This window comes from Rossellomorea sp. QJM3NY_18 (assembly GCF_056173145.1).
Genome location: NZ_CM149659.1, coordinates 3,687,282 through 3,703,060, shown reverse-complemented (window position 1 = coordinate 3,703,060; position 15,779 = coordinate 3,687,282). Strand labels below are relative to the sequence as shown.

Sequence of the window (15,779 nt, the reverse complement as noted above, 5' to 3'; positions counted from 1 at the left end):
CTTGATGAAAGGAGCTTTAGAATACCATGAGTCATGACCTTGAAGTAGAACTTTACACCAGACCCACCTGTTCCGACTGTCAAGCCGCTAAAGAATACCTGAATGCACAGAACATCAAGTATGTCCATAAGAACGTAGGAGAAGATGAAAGGTTCGAAAAGGAACTTAAGGAAATATCCGGATCCAGGATCGTTCCTTCATTTGCTTTCTATAAAAAAGGGATATTCGGTAAAAAAAGAGTCGTAAAGAATTTGATTGGGTTTGAGAATAATAAAGAAGAAATCAAGCAATTACTAAGGTTGAAATAGCTCTGACGCAGAGGGATCCTATAAACAAATCAGAAATGTCCAGTAGATGATCAGGGGCATTTCTGATTTTTTTTTTAGTTATTTTCTTCATTAAATTTGCACGTTTATGGGGAAGAAAGAATAAAGGAGTCTCCAAGATACTGCATGAGGTTTTTGTTATAAATAATACCATAATGGGTATAGGGGATAAAAAACAAAAAGGAGATGATTCTATGATGAATGGTGGAGGAATGGGCGGCGGATTTTTTGGAACCGGCTTTCTTTTTATCATATTGATCGTAGCGATTGTGGGGGTATTCATTTGGATGATGAGGTCGAAGACGCCGAAAGAGAACAACCCGACGGACAAGGCAAATCGTCATTCATTGAGTGTATTAAAGGACCGACTGGCAAAAGGGGAAATAACAGAAGAAGAATACGAACGACTTAAACGGAAAATCCAAGAGTAATAACCTTAGAGAAGCGATTCTACTTGAAAAATTGGTTGGTACGACAAACGGTTAGGAGAGGCAGCGATGAAAAGAAAAGTTATTGGAAGCATACTCATTACTTTATTAGTGGCAATCGGAGTGATAGTGTTTCTTCAATCACCCTGGTATAAAAGCGGGGAAATGACCTTGCCTAAGGGAGTGACGGACGGGGAGACAAGTATATTAGACGTTAGCGCACAAGAAAAAGGTGACCGCCATGTCAAAAAATTCGAATTAACGGCTCAGAATATGGAGTGGCAGATCAGTGAGGGTAAAAAAGTGGATGCTTGGACTTATAATGGGACGGTTCCTGGAAAATCCATTCGTGTTACGGAAGGAGATTTTGTACAAGTAAAGCTTAAGAACGAGCTTGATGTCCCGGTTACCATTCACTGGCACGGCGTCCTGTTGCCAAATAAAATGGATGGGATCCCAGGTTTGACTCAAGATGCTGTTCAGCCGGGGGAAAGCTTTACCTACGAATTTATTGCAAATGATGCGGGTACGTATTGGTATCATTCCCACCAACAAAGCTCCGTACAGGTCGACAAAGGATTATATGGATCGTTCATTGTGGAAGAAAAGGAAAAAGACTATAAGAAGGATGAAGTCTTCATCCTCGATGAGTGGGCAGTAGATCAAGAAAAAGAAGACATCACCAATATGGGAGGAATGATGAAGGGAGCCATGTCTGGGGACGGTGAAGCAGATACGAAACAAATGTACGATACCTTTACCGTGAACGGGAAATCAGGAAAGGCTATTGAACCCCTTGTGATGGAAGCGGGCGAAAAAGCAAGGTTGAGATTCGTGAATGCCGGATACCAGGTTCATCGGCTGGTCTTTCCGGAGGGATCGATGAAGGTGATTGCGAATGATGCAGAAAGAGTGGTCTCTGAAGATAATAAAACCAATGTTCTTGAAATTGCACCTGGTGAAAGAGTGGATGTGGAATTCACGAAGCCCGATCAAGATACGGTGTTCATTGGTCAGGAACAGAATACAGACCACGCAGAAGACATGATCCTGCCAGTTGTTTCGAATGAGGCTCATCCCGGTCAAGAAGCGTCACTTGCAAGGGAAGCAAGTACTGCGAAAGGAATTTCATATGGGAGTGAAGAACTAATTTTCGACAAAACCCCTGAGCCCGATGTTACCTATGACATGGATCTAAGCATGGGCATGTCAATGGGAGAAGGCATGTCCTTTCAAATCAACGATAAAACCTTTCCCGATACACCGCCTATCAAGGTGGAAGAAGGGGACATCGTAAAAGTCACATTAAGAAATAAAGGCAGGATGAATCATCCCATGCACCTTCATGGTCATCGTTTCCAGGTGGAATCCAAGAACGGAAAAGAATTTGAAAAGCCGATTGTCAAAGATTTGATTCATGTAAAACCAGGCGAGGAATATGTGATTTATTTTAAAGCCGATAATGTGGGAGAATGGTTATTCCATTGCCATGATAACAATCATGCTGCCAGGGGAATGGTGACGATCGTCGATTATGAAGGAGTATATTCACCGTTTGAGTTAGGCGGGGAAGAGGAGAATCAGCCTAACTGAATCAATCATTCAGATTTACTAAAAGATAGGAAAAAACGTTCCCTGAGGGTACAGATATATAAGAAATGAATGTTTTATTGGCATAATGGTACTATAAAAAAATTTTAAAATCAGCTCACATTTTATAAGTGATGATTACTAATATTCTAAATAATCAACCTATAAACCGCTCTCAATGTTATTCTCAGATAACGTTGAGAGTTATTTTTTTGTCCATTGAGCAATTCTTTCCAACATTGTTACCGTTCTGTGAATAAAATGCGTCGAAATTTCGAAAATCTGTTTAAAAATGAAGTTATGAAGGGTACCTGATTAGAGAATTTGATAGTATAAGTCTACGAGAGTAAATTCTACATAAAGGAAGGTGATTTCTTTTGTTTAATAAATTTAAACCGTATTTAATTGTCTTAATAAGTTTAATTTCGTTATTTTTCATCATTATATTCAGTACGGATAGCGAATTGATCGTCCTGGATCCCAAAGGACCGGTTGGAGCCGTTCAAAAAGATCTGATTATGTTATCCATCTACTATATGATTGCCATTATGGTTGTTGTTCTTGGATTCTTTACAATCATATTATTCAAGTATCGAAGCAGTAAGAAGAATAGTGACTATAAACCGGATATGCACGGAAGTACATTCCTTGAGATCATTTGGACGTTGATTCCTGTTCTGATCGTCATCGCATTATCCATCCCGAATACAAAGGCCCTTTATGAATTGAGGAACGCACCGGAAGCGACCTCCCATAAAGACCCGATCGTGATCCATGCGACGGCTGTCGATTGGAAATGGATCTTCAGTTATCCTGAAGAAGGAATCGAAACTGTAAACTATGTCAATGTCCCTGAGGATCATCCGATTCTTTTCAAAGTAACCGCAGCTGATTCCATGGCTTCCTTCTGGGTACCGCAAATCGGCGGTCAGATCTATGGAATGCCTGGAATGGTCAATGACTTATATCTGCAGGCTGATGAGCCTGGGACGTATGATGGAAGAAATTCCAACTTCACTGGTGAGGGAATGACGCACCAAACATTTGATTTTGTTGCGATGAAACAAGACAAATATGAAGATTGGGTAGAAGATGCTCAAGACGAACCGAAATTGACGGAGGATACGTATGAAAAACTGATGCTTCCTGAAACGGTTGATAAGATGACCTTTTCATCTACTCACTTAGCATTCGTCAATCATGGTAAGAATTCCGAGTATGCCATGGCGATCCGCCAGAAGTACGGACTGGATACCACGGTAGGTGGAGCAGATAAAGATGCTGAATCCATTCATGGCAATATGGATATGGAAGGCCATGAAGGCATGGACCATGACGATAAGAAGAAAAAAGATGAAGATGACGACCATAAAGACGAAGGTAGTCATGAGCACTAAGAGAGGAGGACTTTAAATGTTTGATTTTATTAAGGATAATCTGATCCTTAACGATCCGTTGATTCTGGGAGCTAACATTTCAATCGTTTTCACCGTAATCGGAATCGTTGCAGTCCTCACTTATTTTAAAAAGTGGAAATGGCTGTGGAACGATTGGATCACAAGCGTTGATCATAAAAAAATCGGGATTATGTATATCCTGGCTGCACTTGTCATGCTCTTCCGCGGAGGAGTCGATGCACTCTTGATGAGGGCACAATTGACCGTGCCGAATAATTCATTTTTAACATCCGAGCACTACAATGAAATCTTTACGACACATGGTACAATCATGATCCTGTTCATGGCGATGCCATTCTTACTTGGATTGATGAATGTGGTTGTTCCTTTGCAGATCGGTGCAAGGGACGTAGCCTTCCCATACTTGAATAACTTAAGTTTCTGGGCATTCATGTTCGGGGCAATCCTTTTCAATATGTCCTTCGTGTTCGGTGGATCACCGAATGCTGGCTGGACGAACTACGCACCACTTGCCATTGAAGGCAGTCCTGGACCGGGTATTAACTATTACCTGCTTGGCTTACAAATATCGGGAATCGGTACACTCTTGACGGGTATCAACTTTGTCGTCACCATCATCAAGATGCGTGCACCGGGCATGACGCTTCTTCGCATGCCAATGTTCACATGGACGACGTTGATCACGGCTTTCATCATCGTATTTGCTTTCCCGATTCTGACTGTCACGTTAGCATTGATGACATTTGACCGGATATTTGGTTCCCACTTCTTCACGCTGACGGATGGTGGTGACCCGATGCTGTGGGCAAACCTTTTCTGGCTATGGGGACACCCGGAAGTATATATCGTTATTTTGCCCGCTTTCGGTATTTTCTCAGAAATCATTGCTACATTTGCAAGAAAAACATTATTTGGCTATAAATCTATGATTATCTCACTTGTAGCGATTTCTGGCCTAAGCTTCCTTGTGTGGGTCCATCACTTCTTTACAATGGGTGGTAGCGCAGCAGTGAACAGTGTATTCTCGATTTCAACGATGGCGATTGCCATACCGACGGGAATCAAGATATTCAACTGGCTGGGTACGTTATTTAAGGGTAGGATCGAATTTACTGTCCCGATGTTATGGTCTGTTGCGTTTATTCCGACATTCCTGATTGGTGGGGTGACAGGGGTTATGCTTGGAATGGCTGCGGCCGACTTCCAATATCACAATAACTACTTCCTGGTAGCTCACTTCCATTACACACTGATCGCCGGTGTTGTATTTGCCTGCTTCGCGGGTCTCACATACTGGTATCCTAAGATGTTTGGACATAAAATGAATGAACGGATCGGCAGATGGACTTTCTGGTTCTTCTCCATCGGCTTCAATCTTTGTTTCTTGCCTCAATTCGTATTAGGTTTCGCGGGTATGCCGAGACGTGTGTACACATACGGACCTGAAGACGGCTGGACGGCATTGAATATGATCTCTTCTGTCGGAGCTTTCGGAATGGGAGTAGGATTCATGATTCTTGTGTACGGAATCTACTATAGCTTCCGTTTTGCCAAGAGAGAAACAACAGGTGACGCGTGGGATGGACGTACCCTAGAATGGGCGACCAGCTCAGCAATCCCCCCTCATTACAACTTTGCACATGTTCCTGAAGTGAAGGATCTTGATGCATTTCATAATATGAAGCAAGAAGGAAGAAAGATGGTTCCTGATAACTTTGAATACAAACCGATTCACATGCCAAGCAATGCTGGGACACCTTTCATCATGGCCGCATTATTCTTTGTCGCAGGATTTGGTTTAGTATTCGAACTGTTCTGGATGGCGATCATGGCGCTTGTCGGTATCTTCGGATGCATGGCATTCCGTTCACTGATGTCACACAAGCAGGATGAAGGTTATTATGTAAGTGTGGAAGAAATAGAAAAGACTGAAAATCCGTATAAGAGGGAGGCGTGAGCATGGCACATAGTACGAATATAGATCCAAACACGCCGCTTGAATATCAATCCGATATCGGTAAACTGAACATCTTCGGATTCTGGGTTTTCCTGGGCGCGGAAATTGCATTGTTTGCCACTATTTTTGCAACGTTCTTCGCTCTGAAAGCCGGAACGATGGGTGGCCCGCTTCCGAGTGAAGTGTTTGATATGAAGAATACGATCATCATGACGCTATTCTTATTAATCAGTAGTTTCACATCTGGTCTATCAATCAATGAATTAAGAAAAAGAAACGTCAAATCCATGATGGTTTGGCTGATCATTACATTATTATTTGGACTTGGATTCCTTTACATGGAAATCACCGAGTTCATCCATTTGATCCATGAAGGAGCCGCCATGGGCACGAACGCGTTCTGGTCATCCTTTTACTTACTGACCGGGACGCATGGTCTCCACGTATCAGTGGGTATCCTGTGGATTCTTCTCGTCATGTTCCAAGTGAAGAAACGGGGATTGAATCCTGATACCGCTAAAAAACTATTTGTATCCAGCTTGTATTGGCACTTTCTGGACTTTGTCTGGATCTTCGTGTTCACAAGCGTGTACTTATTAGGGATGGTGGGATAATGTCACAACATACGAATCATAGTGGATTACCTTGGACTCAGATCATTGGATTTATCTTATCGATTGCGTTGACGTTCTTAGCCGTCTGGTTTGGACTGTATACGAATATGGCATATGAACTGATCGTAGCGATCGTGTTCGTCCTTGCCTTCATACAGGCTGCCATCCAGCTCTTCATGTTCATGCACGTAACGGAAGGTGAAGGCAGATGGCAGGTAGGTAAGATGATGTCTGCGGCATTCATCGCGATTGTCATCGTGGCCGGATCTGTCTGGGTATTGAGCAATATGCATTAAAATAGAAAAAGAAGCTGTTGGACATCTCAACAGCTTCTTTTTTTTATATTCTTAAAACCCCATCCTGCCCACCGGGGAAAGGGGTTTTAAGAATATCATTAAGCTTTTAATTCTCTCAGGACTTTCTTCTGGTAATATATGAGATTTTAGTCCTATATAGAACAGGACCACATAGATAAAAGTCCAACAAACAAACAGAATCCGGTTCATAGATGTTATACTGAAAGAAAACGAGTTCATAACACTTAAAAAGTAAAGGGCAAGTTGAACTACGGTACGGTATGCCTTTAAATGAGCCTAACGTCATAGATCAAATGAAGGAGAGATGGAATGGAAACGAAAACTTCATTAACCGGGACGATTTTTTTAAGTAAGCTTATCACTCAATATGCTCGTATCCATCAGAAGACGGTAGGGAAAACAGCAGATGAATACATCCGTCAAATTGGACTGCGTACTGGGGAATGGATTGAAAGTCTGTATGGGAAGAAGGATGAAGAATGGACGATTGAACGGTATGCTGAAGTCATAATTGATTTGAAGAACTCCATCGGGGGTCACTTCTATATTTCAGAAGTGCACCCGGATCATGTGGTGGTGAAGGCTAAAGGCTGTCCGTTCGGTGAAACCGTTAAAGACGCCCCCCATTTATGCAATATGACTTCAAGTGTGTTCGGCGGGATCGCGTCGCGTAAATTCGGCTATTCAAAAGTGGTTTTACGGAAAAGGATTGCTGTAGGGGATTCAGGCTGTGAGGTAGCTATATATTTCCGTGATACGCCAGCTGAAAAAGGGGATGTATATGAAGACCTCAGCTATACCCCGGATCATGGTAACCCGTTTCAATGGGAGGAAGAAACCATCCGATTGCTGAATGAGCAACTGAGACAGAGCGATGAGCTTGTAATGAAACTTGTAGGAGAGCTTGAAGAGTTAAGGGAGCAGGTAAAACAGAGATAATGAGTGGTCCTTATGAATCAAGTTGAACTGGTGCGCTTCGGACAAATGAAATAAATGGGTTTCTCTCAAAATCGTTGCCTACTGACCAGGAAATTGATAGAATCATCAATTGGAGAAGCTGTAAATTAAATAATAGGGAGAAGAAAAATGATCAATGTCACTAGTGGATTTAGAATAGAGAAAGATTTTCTTGGAGAAAAAGAAGTACCCCAAGATGTGTATTATGGAATACAAACGTTACGGGCAGTGGAAAACTTTCCGATTACAGGATATAAAATTCATAAAGAGATGATCGATGCCCTGGCAGTCGTAAAGAAAGCGGCTGCACTTGCAAACATGGAAACGACACGCCTCTATGACGGAATCGGTCAAGCCATCGTGCAGGCCTCCGATGAGATACTTGAAGGAAAGCTTCATGAATTCTTCATCGTGGATCCGATTCAAGGAGGGGCAGGCACATCCATCAATATGAATGCCAATGAGGTCATTGCCAACCGCGCACTTGAGCTCATGTCCCATCGTAAAGGGGAATATGGGAAAGTGAGCCCGAACAGCCACGTAAATATGTCACAGTCGACCAACGATGTATTTCCGACGGTCATCCATATTTCCACCCTGAAATTATTAGAGAAGCTCCTCGACACAATGGAGCATATGCTGAATGCCTTTAGACAGAAAGCCCAGGAGTTCGATCACGTCATTAAAATGGGACGTACCCATCTGCAGGATGCCGTACCGATCCGCCTTGGCCAGGAGTTTGAAGCGTACAGCAGAGTAGTGGAACGCGACATTAAACGTATCGGACGAACTCGCGATCATCTGTATGAAGTTAATATGGGGGCAACAGCAGTAGGGACCGGCTTGAACGCGGATCCTGTATATATAAATAGTGTTGTGAAGCACCTGGCTGATATCAGCGGTTTGCCACTGACAGGGGCTGAACACCTTGTCGATGCTACGCAAAATACGGATGCATACACAGAAGTGTCGGCTGCACTCAAGGTCTGCATGGTCAATATGTCCAAGATCGCCAATGACCTGCGTATGATGGCTTCTGGACCCCGTGCCGGACTTGGTGAAATTTCACTGCCAGCAAGACAGCCCGGCTCTTCCATCATGCCGGGTAAAGTGAATCCGGTCATGCCGGAACTGATCAATCAGGTAGCCTTCCAGGTGATGGGGAATGATCAGACTATTTCACTGGCCTCAGAAGCCGGCCAGCTTGAACTTAACGTAATGGAACCTGTTCTTGTATTCAATCTCCTTCAGTCCATCAGCATCATGAACAATGCGTTCAGAAGCTTTACGGACAACTGCCTCGTCGGGATCGAAGCGAATGAGACACGTATGAAGGAATATGTGGAAAACAGTGTAGGCATCATCACGGCGGTCAATCCTCACCTGGGATATGAAGTCGTTTCACGGATTGCCAGGGAAGCCATTCTAAAAGGGAAGTCTGTGAGAGAACTTTGTCTCGAATATGATGTTCTTACCGAAGAAGAGCTTGATCTGATCTTGAATCCTTATGAAATGACGAATCCAGGAATTGCAGGGCGTGTACTTTTTGATCGGGAATAAGAGATATGAAAACGTTCCGTTAAGATAATGACGGAGCGTTTTTTTATAGCAGCTTGCGCAAGGAGAAGACCTCGCCATTGGCCAAACAAAGAAAAAGCTTGCTCCCTCATGGAAGGGAAGAAGCTTTTTACGTGTTTTCATTGGCTGACGGGTAGAATTTATTTTCTATTTTCTTATACTCCTCAAGGTTTTGAGTGAGCCGTGCCAGCTTATGGACTTCCTGAAGGAGAAAGGTCTTATCCAATTCATAAATGACTTCCCTCTCTATATGGTCAATGGTATTGCAGGCGAACTTCCAAATGGCTTCATGCTTGGCCGTTTGAATGGATTCAGCAATAAGGGCAAGTGCCCGCACAATGTCCGTGATGATCAAATGATTGTCTTTTGCATAGTGACGGATATAGCCAAATCCCCGATATAGGTAATAATCAAACGGTTCAGATTGAAGGACGACCCGGGTTCTTCCTTCCTCATCGATTAAGTAGGGGGTGAAGGATAAGTGATCCTCAATTGTCAGCATGAGGTCGGCCATCTGATCGATGGTATTAGACGCGGTTTTAGGGTCATCATTCCCGAGTGATTTGATTGCCACTTCGGCCAGCTTGTGAATCCCCATTTGCAAGTCTTGAATTTCAGTTTCTTTATGCCCCATTTCAATGAAGTCGAGGTAGAAACTTGTTGAAATATCCTTTGTGTCCGGTCCCCATATGCTCAAGATTTCATTTCCGGCCAAGACGTAGTCCCCGACTTTGTAATGAAGCTGAATGATAAGGTTCTCAGCCTTTGCCATTTGAATTATTCCTTGAAAATCGATTAATTGAATATAGCCTGAACCCCTAGCACTCACATGAAGGGTATTCTGTTTATACTGATCCATCGTATCGCCATGTTCTGTCGTACGATGGGTCTCCAAATCTTTTTTAAGCGTTTGGTTGATCATCACTTCAGAAACCTGCTTCATATTGTACGTAATATTATGGACCTGCATCCAAGTCGAGGCATGGTTGATGAAGAATATGAACGTAAGGGCTGTAAGGAACGCCAGTCCGATCGTCATGACCGGCGCTGCGACGAACATTTCGTCCTTTGAACTTCCAATAAATAGGAAAAGGAAGAGCACGTAAACAAAACTGCCGTTGAAAATGCCGAGGGCGTGCTGTGTCTGTTTGTCCGAAATGAAATCCAACAGCATCCTGGGTGAAAACTGTCCGCTGAACATCGTCAGCACGACGAGCAGGGAATTGAGCGTAAAAGCACTGAGTGTCAGAATGCCACCTATGAGTGTGCTTACCAGTATGCGAGTGACAGATGCATCCATACTTAACATATCAAACGTATACTGTGACACTTCCAGATAGAGATCTAAATAAAGGGTAACAGCGACCATGAGAAAGGACAGGCATATGTATATAAAGGGCATATACCAAATGGTGAGCCTGATTTCATGCATGCGCTGTCGTTTTGACATGAGCAAATATTTTTGAATGGATAAAGGAAGGATCTTTTTTAACATGATCGAAACGTGTCCTTTCTAGTAAATGGATATGGGTTAGTTTTCCCTCTCTAACAGGGTTAAAACTCCCTTCAACCAAAAAATAATAGAAATAGGAGTATTCCAAACTAAACTTATTGGAAATGTCCCATCCGGCTTAAGTGAAAGAATTTTTAAAAAATAACAAAAATTCTATTGACGAAGGGGTGAATCCCCTATATAATCCAATTCATACTCAAATATCAAGTGAAAACATAACGTTATATCTCTTATCAAGAGCGGCGGAGGGATAGGCCCGATGAAGCCCGGCAACCTGCAGGATCAGTCTGTAAAGGTGCCAATTCCTACAGATTCCATGTGGATCTGGAAGATAAGGGGAGGAGCATGGTCAATCAGCCCTCTTCTTACAAGAAGAGGGCTTTTCTGCATACCCTCTTTCTTTCCACCACGCCTTCAGACAGGAATCGTACGTGCAGGTAAAACCGGAAAAAAGGAGGCTGAATGATGTCATCGATAAATGTGGCGCTTCTGGGCTTTGGAACAGTTGGTCAAGGGGTCTGTGTAGCCATTGATACTCATCAGGAAAGATTGAAAGAAGTACTCGGTAAAGAGGTGAAAATAAGGGCAATCCTCATTAAGGACCCCTCTAAGCAACGGGAAATCGATCCGTCTATCAGGGTTACGACCGATTATAAAGACATTCTCGACATACCTGATCTTCATGTGATCTTTGAAGCGATAGTAGGAGAAGAACCGACTTATACGTATATTAATCAAGCCATCGAGAAGGGGATTCACGTCATAACGGCCAATAAAGCCATGTTTGCAAAATTCGGTCCCGATCTTTTGGAAAAGGCATTAAATCATGGGGTGTCCATTGGTTTCGAAGCGACCACGGCCGGAGGGATCCCGGTCATCGGCACCATCCGTCAGCTCCTGAAGGTAAATGAAATCAGAAGCATTCAAGGCATATTGAATGGGACATCCAACTTCATTCTATCCCAAATGAGGAAAAAGGGGCTTTCCTTTGAAACTGCTCTAAAGCAGGCGCAAGAGAAGGGATATGCCGAAGCGGATCCGACGAGCGACATTGAAGGATATGATGCCTTTTATAAGCTTCTGATCTTAAGTCAGACCGCCTTTGGCAAGCAGACTGACTGGAAGGATATCCGGCGGAAAGGGATCACACACTTGACGGCGGAATGGCTGCAGGCAGCCGAGTCCTTCCGTTTGCGATTCAAGCATGTTGGATCACTGGAACGTGACGGATTCAATCGCATCAAGGGAGGAGTGGAACCGACCCTTGTCCACGACACCCATCCTTTTTACGGGGTGGAGGATGTGGAAAACGCAATTTCACTGAAAGGGAGTCTGGTAGGGAGAGTCACACTACTCGGTCCCGGAGCGGGGAAATATCCGACTGGAAGTGCCATGGTGGAGGATTTCCTCTCCCTGATACAGGGGAAATACACCGTTTCTCCCGAAAAGACGGTGACGAGCGAAGATTCCCAAGAAGAAAGCATCAGCCAATGGGTCCTGCGGTTCAAGGAAAAAGAGGAATATCAAAGCTGGATTACACCGTTCACCTTAAAGGACCGCATTCAGCTTGGAGAATATCTTTACGTGTTTGTCGAAGGCAGAAAAGAAGATCTTGAATCTCTTCTTCAATCACATGACCACATTCAGGCTGTATCGATTTTACACGAAATTCCTCTTGAAAATGAAGTGAAGGAAGGAATCGGTGTTTTATGACGGCTGTAGGGAAAGCAGAAAATAGAACTGATAGAAAGTAGGGGGATCACTTGAGTATCATTGTTCAGAAATTTGGTGGAACCTCTGTAGGTTCTACGGATCGAATGAAGCGGGTGGCCGGTCAAATCGTGAAGGAAAAAGAAAAGGGGAATGAAGTAGTGGTTGTCGTATCGGCGATGTCTAATACGACGGACATCCTTGTGAAACTGGCAGGGGAACTTTCTGATTATCCCGGTAAAAGAGAGATGGATATGCTCCTCGCGACAGGGGAACAGGTCACGATTTCCCTTCTGACGATGGCCCTTCAGCACAGAGGGATGAAGGCCATCTCTCTGACAGGTCGGCAGGCGGGGATCCGGACCGATGCAGTGTTCGGCAATGCAAAGATCACTTCCATTGATACGGGAAGGATAAAAGAAGAGTTATCCGATGGACGAATCGTGGTGGTGGCCGGATTTCAAGGCGTCACCGAAGAGGGGGAGCTCACCACTTTAGGCAGGGGTGGATCCGATACGTCAGCTGCTGCATTGGCTTCAGCCCTGAATGCCGAGCGATGCGATATTTATACGGATGTGGACGGGGTGTATACCTCCGATCCGAGAGTGGTCGCCCGGGCTGCCAAAATCGACGGCCTATCTTATAATGACATGCTCCGGTTTGCCGTGATGGGAGCCAATGTCCTCCATCCGAGAGCGATTAAACATGCAAAGGAACACGGAGTACCTATGATCGTCCGTTCCAGTTTAAAAGAGGGGCGGGGAACCGTCATCAGCGGGAAAGTCCAAAGAAATGATGCCATCGTGGGGGTAGCCCTCCAGGAAGAAATCTCGGTCCTTACGATCCATGGATGCGATGGAGGGGAATCCTTGATCCTCTATGATCTAGATTCACACCATATTGAAACAGAAAGAATCAGGCATCCGCAAGGTCTGGCTCTGATCATTAAAGATCAGGATGTTCCCCTGGTGAAAAAAATCGTCAGGCAATATAACCAGGCCTACTCTCATTTTGACATAAGGGAAGATGTATCGAAGGTATGTGTGATTGGAAGCATCCAGTCTTCAGGGGAAGTAAAAGAAAAGGTCACGAATGTCTTCCATGATTACCACATAGGGAAGGTGTCCGTATGGGAATCGTCAGTGGGACTGAGCGCCATTGTCGATCGCACGGACGCTGAAAAGGCCGCAAGAATACTTCATATGCACTTCGGGTTGGACTATATAGAATCCAAAAGGGCGATTTTATAAAGGGAAAGAAGTGTATAGTCCGCCCTATACACTTCTTTCTTTATGGGGTGATGGATACGGGAGTCCCGATTGGTACGATGCCCGAGAGCTCTTCCACGTCTTTGTTATTCATACGTATACATCCTTTGGAGACTGCATTGCCTATGGAGGCGGGATTATTCGTTCCGTGGATCCCATAGCTTTCTTTGGATAAACTCATCCACATCGTTCCAAAGGGCCCCCCGGGATTCGGTGCTTTATTGATGATGATGAATTCCCCGATGGGCGTTTCGAAAAGGATCCTTCCGACTGCAATGGGGTATTCTTTCACTTGAACACCATCTTTGAATAATCGGAGAGTCCGGTTGTTGACAGATACTTGAATTCTGTACGGATTCCCGGTGGTATCGGGGATTCCGGGGATGTTGATCGTCTGTCCAGGGTATAGTTGATCCGGGTCGATACCGGGATTGGCGTTCAGGATGTCAGGCAGGGGAGTCCTGAAATCCCTTGATATCTGATTAAGAGTTTCTCCTGTCTTGACGGTGTGAATCAATGGTACCAAACCTCCTATTTTCACCTTCTTATCATTCTATTCTATGTGTCAGGGGGAAAAGTGGTTCAATAGCTCATATTAAAAAAACCTGCATCCATGAAGGTGCAGGCTTTAAAGTATAGATCATTGGGGCAGGTTTTGCTGTGGGACAGTCGTATAGCTCTGCAGCATGAGGGCCATATCCTGTGCATTCAGTTGAGGAACCTGATAATACCCGTGTTTATTTTGGTAAAGGAATATTTCATAACTCATTTCAATGAAGTTCGGTACGCTGTCTGCCACAACTCGCCGCAGTACGGGATTTGTCATCTCGAGAGCCGTCATGGCAAGGAGTGTGGCCAGTGATTTCGTCTGGCCCAGCATATAAGCGGACAAGCCTTTATCCGAAAGCTCCTGGACGGATTGATTCGGTTTTTTGGGTGCACCGGGTTTGATACCGTAAGTGGTCGTATGGTTTTGGGTCATTTGGTATTGTTGTGTCGGAATGATCGGGTCCTGTCCGGTCGAGAAACTTCCTACAATGGTATTGTACATGGTCGTCACGAAGTCTGTCTGGCGCTTGACGATATCTTTTAATTCCGGATCCTGAATGTGTTGATCATACATTTGATATTGATCCAGCATGCTGATGATCCCTGCGATGACTTCATGGGCATCAAATAGCTCATGCCCCCCATGGTCTTGACTTTGGGTGTTCATCATATTCGGTGGCATTTGAGAGCCGGGTTGTGGCATCCCATTGGGTTGACCTTGGTTATTCATATATATTCCTCCTTTATTGGCTTCGATGATTAGAATAACCCCGCAAAATAAAATTATGTATCACTCATTGTTGCCCTAATACTTCCCAGCCTGTCCGAATACAATAGGGAGAAGTCAATTTGAAGGTGGTACGGATATGAGTATATTTATTAGCTACATCGTTTTAGGGTTATCCCTGTCCGCGCCTATGGGACCGATCAATGCTGCCCAATTGGATAAGGGGATCCGCTTCGGTTTCTTCCACGCCTGGCTTGTTGGGATCGGTGGCATGGTGGCGGACGGGATCTTTATGCTCCTGATTTATTTTGGACTGGCTCAATTCATTGATACACCGATCATAAAATTATGTTTATGGATCTTTGGCTTTTTTATTTTGACCTATACGGGGATTGAAAGCATCCAGAAGTCGGGAACCCTCACATCCTCTTCACCTCAATCGCAGAATGAGTCGAAAGGGAGATCGTTTCGTACGGGTTTCTTTATGGCAATTTCGAATCCGTTAAGCATTTTATTCTGGCTTGGAATCTATGGATCGATCCTCGCCCAGACATCCAGATCATATGAATCCTCGCAGCTTTTCTTATATAGTTTGGGAATATTCCTGGGAATCACCCTTTGGGATGTGACAATGGCTTTTGTTGCGACGGGGGCAAGGAAGCTGGTGAGTCCCCTCATCCTGAGTATCATTTCCATCGTATCGGGTATCGTCCTGATGGGGTTTGGCATTTATTTCGGCGTAGAGGCCTGTCGGATATTGTTCGGTTAGACAGACACCCAATGGGCGCCCTCCTAATAGGATAGATGTGTAATCGTTAGGAGGGCTC

General features: G+C 44.2%; 15 protein-coding genes and 1 riboswitch. Of the genes, 12 read left to right on the top strand and 3 right to left on the bottom strand.

The window, feature by feature from the left end:
• Positions 1-26 precede the first annotated feature (26 nt).
• From AC0VXY_RS19215 to aspA, 9 genes are all read left to right on the top strand, one after another.
• Positions 27-308, top strand: coding sequence for a glutaredoxin family protein (locus AC0VXY_RS19215; protein ID WP_475526196.1), 282 nt, complete (start codon positions 27-29; stop codon positions 306-308).
• A 212-nt stretch (positions 309-520) separates the two neighbouring features.
• Positions 521-757: an SHOCT domain-containing protein gene (locus tag AC0VXY_RS19210; RefSeq protein WP_435989307.1), complete on the top strand. Its 237-nt coding sequence runs from the start codon at positions 521-523 to the stop codon at positions 755-757.
• 66 nt (positions 758-823) lie between these two features.
• On the top strand, positions 824-2,347 hold the full coding sequence (locus tag AC0VXY_RS19205; RefSeq protein WP_475526195.1) for a multicopper oxidase family protein: 1,524 nt from the start codon (positions 824-826) through the stop codon (positions 2,345-2,347).
• A gap of 374 nt (positions 2,348-2,721) precedes the next feature.
• Entirely contained in the window at positions 2,722-3,741 is a 1,020-nt protein-coding gene (gene qoxA / locus AC0VXY_RS19200) for a cytochrome aa3 quinol oxidase subunit II (protein ID WP_435989309.1), read from the top strand.
• Positions 3,742-3,757: 16 nt separating this feature from the next.
• Positions 3,758-5,719 (top strand): cytochrome aa3 quinol oxidase subunit I, encoded by a 1,962-nt coding sequence (gene qoxB, locus AC0VXY_RS19195; protein ID WP_475526194.1) that lies wholly within the window; start codon positions 3,758-3,760, stop codon positions 5,717-5,719.
• A gap of 2 nt (positions 5,720-5,721) precedes the next feature.
• Positions 5,722-6,333: a cytochrome aa3 quinol oxidase subunit III gene (qoxC, locus tag AC0VXY_RS19190; RefSeq protein ID WP_435989311.1), complete on the top strand. Its 612-nt coding sequence runs from the start codon at positions 5,722-5,724 to the stop codon at positions 6,331-6,333.
• Positions 6,333-6,629 (top strand): cytochrome aa3 quinol oxidase subunit IV, encoded by a 297-nt coding sequence (gene qoxD / locus AC0VXY_RS19185; RefSeq protein ID WP_435989312.1) that lies wholly within the window; start codon positions 6,333-6,335, stop codon positions 6,627-6,629. Before qoxC ends, qoxD begins: the two co-directional genes overlap by 1 nt.
• A gap of 330 nt (positions 6,630-6,959) precedes the next feature.
• Complete coding sequence (locus AC0VXY_RS19180; protein ID WP_475526193.1) at positions 6,960-7,589, top strand: methanogen output domain 1-containing protein; 630 nt, start codon at positions 6,960-6,962, stop codon at positions 7,587-7,589.
• A 147-nt stretch (positions 7,590-7,736) separates the two neighbouring features.
• Complete coding sequence (gene aspA, locus AC0VXY_RS19175) at positions 7,737-9,167, top strand: aspartate ammonia-lyase (protein ID WP_475526192.1); 1,431 nt, start codon at positions 7,737-7,739, stop codon at positions 9,165-9,167.
• A 127-nt stretch (positions 9,168-9,294) separates the two neighbouring features.
• Here aspA and AC0VXY_RS19170 read toward each other — a convergent pair whose 3' ends face one another.
• Positions 9,295-10,680, bottom strand: a complete 1,386-nt coding sequence (locus tag AC0VXY_RS19170) for a DUF2254 domain-containing protein (protein ID WP_475526191.1) — start codon at positions 10,678-10,680, stop codon at positions 9,295-9,297.
• 245 nt (positions 10,681-10,925) lie between these two features.
• Positions 10,926-11,036, top strand: a riboswitch (SAM riboswitch).
• A 124-nt stretch (positions 11,037-11,160) separates the two neighbouring features.
• Here AC0VXY_RS19170 and AC0VXY_RS19165 point away from each other — a divergent pair.
• Positions 11,161-12,411: a homoserine dehydrogenase gene (locus AC0VXY_RS19165; RefSeq protein ID WP_475526190.1), complete on the top strand. Its 1,251-nt coding sequence runs from the start codon at positions 11,161-11,163 to the stop codon at positions 12,409-12,411.
• 50 nt (positions 12,412-12,461) lie between these two features.
• Positions 12,462-13,658 carry an aspartate kinase gene (locus AC0VXY_RS19160; protein WP_475526189.1) on the top strand — a complete coding sequence of 399 codons (1,197 nt, stop codon included), beginning with the start codon at positions 12,462-12,464 and terminating at the stop codon, positions 13,656-13,658.
• A 40-nt stretch (positions 13,659-13,698) separates the two neighbouring features.
• Here AC0VXY_RS19160 and AC0VXY_RS19155 read toward each other — a convergent pair whose 3' ends face one another.
• On the bottom strand, positions 13,699-14,193 hold the full coding sequence (locus AC0VXY_RS19155; RefSeq protein WP_435989318.1) for a L,D-transpeptidase family protein: 495 nt from the start codon (positions 14,191-14,193) through the stop codon (positions 13,699-13,701).
• A 123-nt stretch (positions 14,194-14,316) separates the two neighbouring features.
• Positions 14,317-14,955, bottom strand: coding sequence for a spore coat protein (locus tag AC0VXY_RS19150; RefSeq protein ID WP_475526188.1), 639 nt, complete (start codon positions 14,953-14,955; stop codon positions 14,317-14,319).
• A gap of 136 nt (positions 14,956-15,091) precedes the next feature.
• Between AC0VXY_RS19150 and AC0VXY_RS19145 the strand changes: the two genes are divergently transcribed.
• Positions 15,092-15,721: a LysE family transporter gene (locus AC0VXY_RS19145; protein ID WP_475526187.1), complete on the top strand. Its 630-nt coding sequence runs from the start codon at positions 15,092-15,094 to the stop codon at positions 15,719-15,721.
• Positions 15,722-15,779: the final 58 nt, after the last annotated feature.

What these genes read in the sequence shown, in the direction of transcription:
- AC0VXY_RS19215 (WP_475526196.1), top strand. Translation starts at nt 27, where the DNA reads ATGAGTCATGACCTTGAAGTAGAACTTTACACCAGACCCACCTGTTCC.
- AC0VXY_RS19210 (WP_435989307.1), top strand. Translation starts at nt 521, where the DNA reads ATGATGAATGGTGGAGGAATGGGCGGCGGATTTTTTGGAACCGGCTTT.
- AC0VXY_RS19205 (WP_475526195.1), top strand. Translation starts at nt 824, where the DNA reads ATGAAAAGAAAAGTTATTGGAAGCATACTCATTACTTTATTAGTGGCA.
- qoxB (WP_475526194.1), top strand. Translation starts at nt 3,758, where the DNA reads ATGTTTGATTTTATTAAGGATAATCTGATCCTTAACGATCCGTTGATT.
- qoxC (WP_435989311.1), top strand. Translation starts at nt 5,722, where the DNA reads ATGGCACATAGTACGAATATAGATCCAAACACGCCGCTTGAATATCAA.
- qoxD (WP_435989312.1), top strand. Translation starts at nt 6,333, where the DNA reads ATGTCACAACATACGAATCATAGTGGATTACCTTGGACTCAGATCATT.
- AC0VXY_RS19180 (WP_475526193.1), top strand. Translation starts at nt 6,960, where the DNA reads ATGGAAACGAAAACTTCATTAACCGGGACGATTTTTTTAAGTAAGCTT.
- aspA (WP_475526192.1), top strand. Translation starts at nt 7,737, where the DNA reads ATGATCAATGTCACTAGTGGATTTAGAATAGAGAAAGATTTTCTTGGA.
- AC0VXY_RS19170 (WP_475526191.1), bottom strand. Translation starts at nt 10,680, where the DNA reads ATGTTAAAAAAGATCCTTCCTTTATCCATTCAAAAATATTTGCTCATG.
- AC0VXY_RS19165 (WP_475526190.1), top strand. Translation starts at nt 11,161, where the DNA reads ATGATGTCATCGATAAATGTGGCGCTTCTGGGCTTTGGAACAGTTGGT.
- AC0VXY_RS19150 (WP_475526188.1), bottom strand. Translation starts at nt 14,955, where the DNA reads ATGAATAACCAAGGTCAACCCAATGGGATGCCACAACCCGGCTCTCAA.
- AC0VXY_RS19145 (WP_475526187.1), top strand. Translation starts at nt 15,092, where the DNA reads ATGAGTATATTTATTAGCTACATCGTTTTAGGGTTATCCCTGTCCGCG.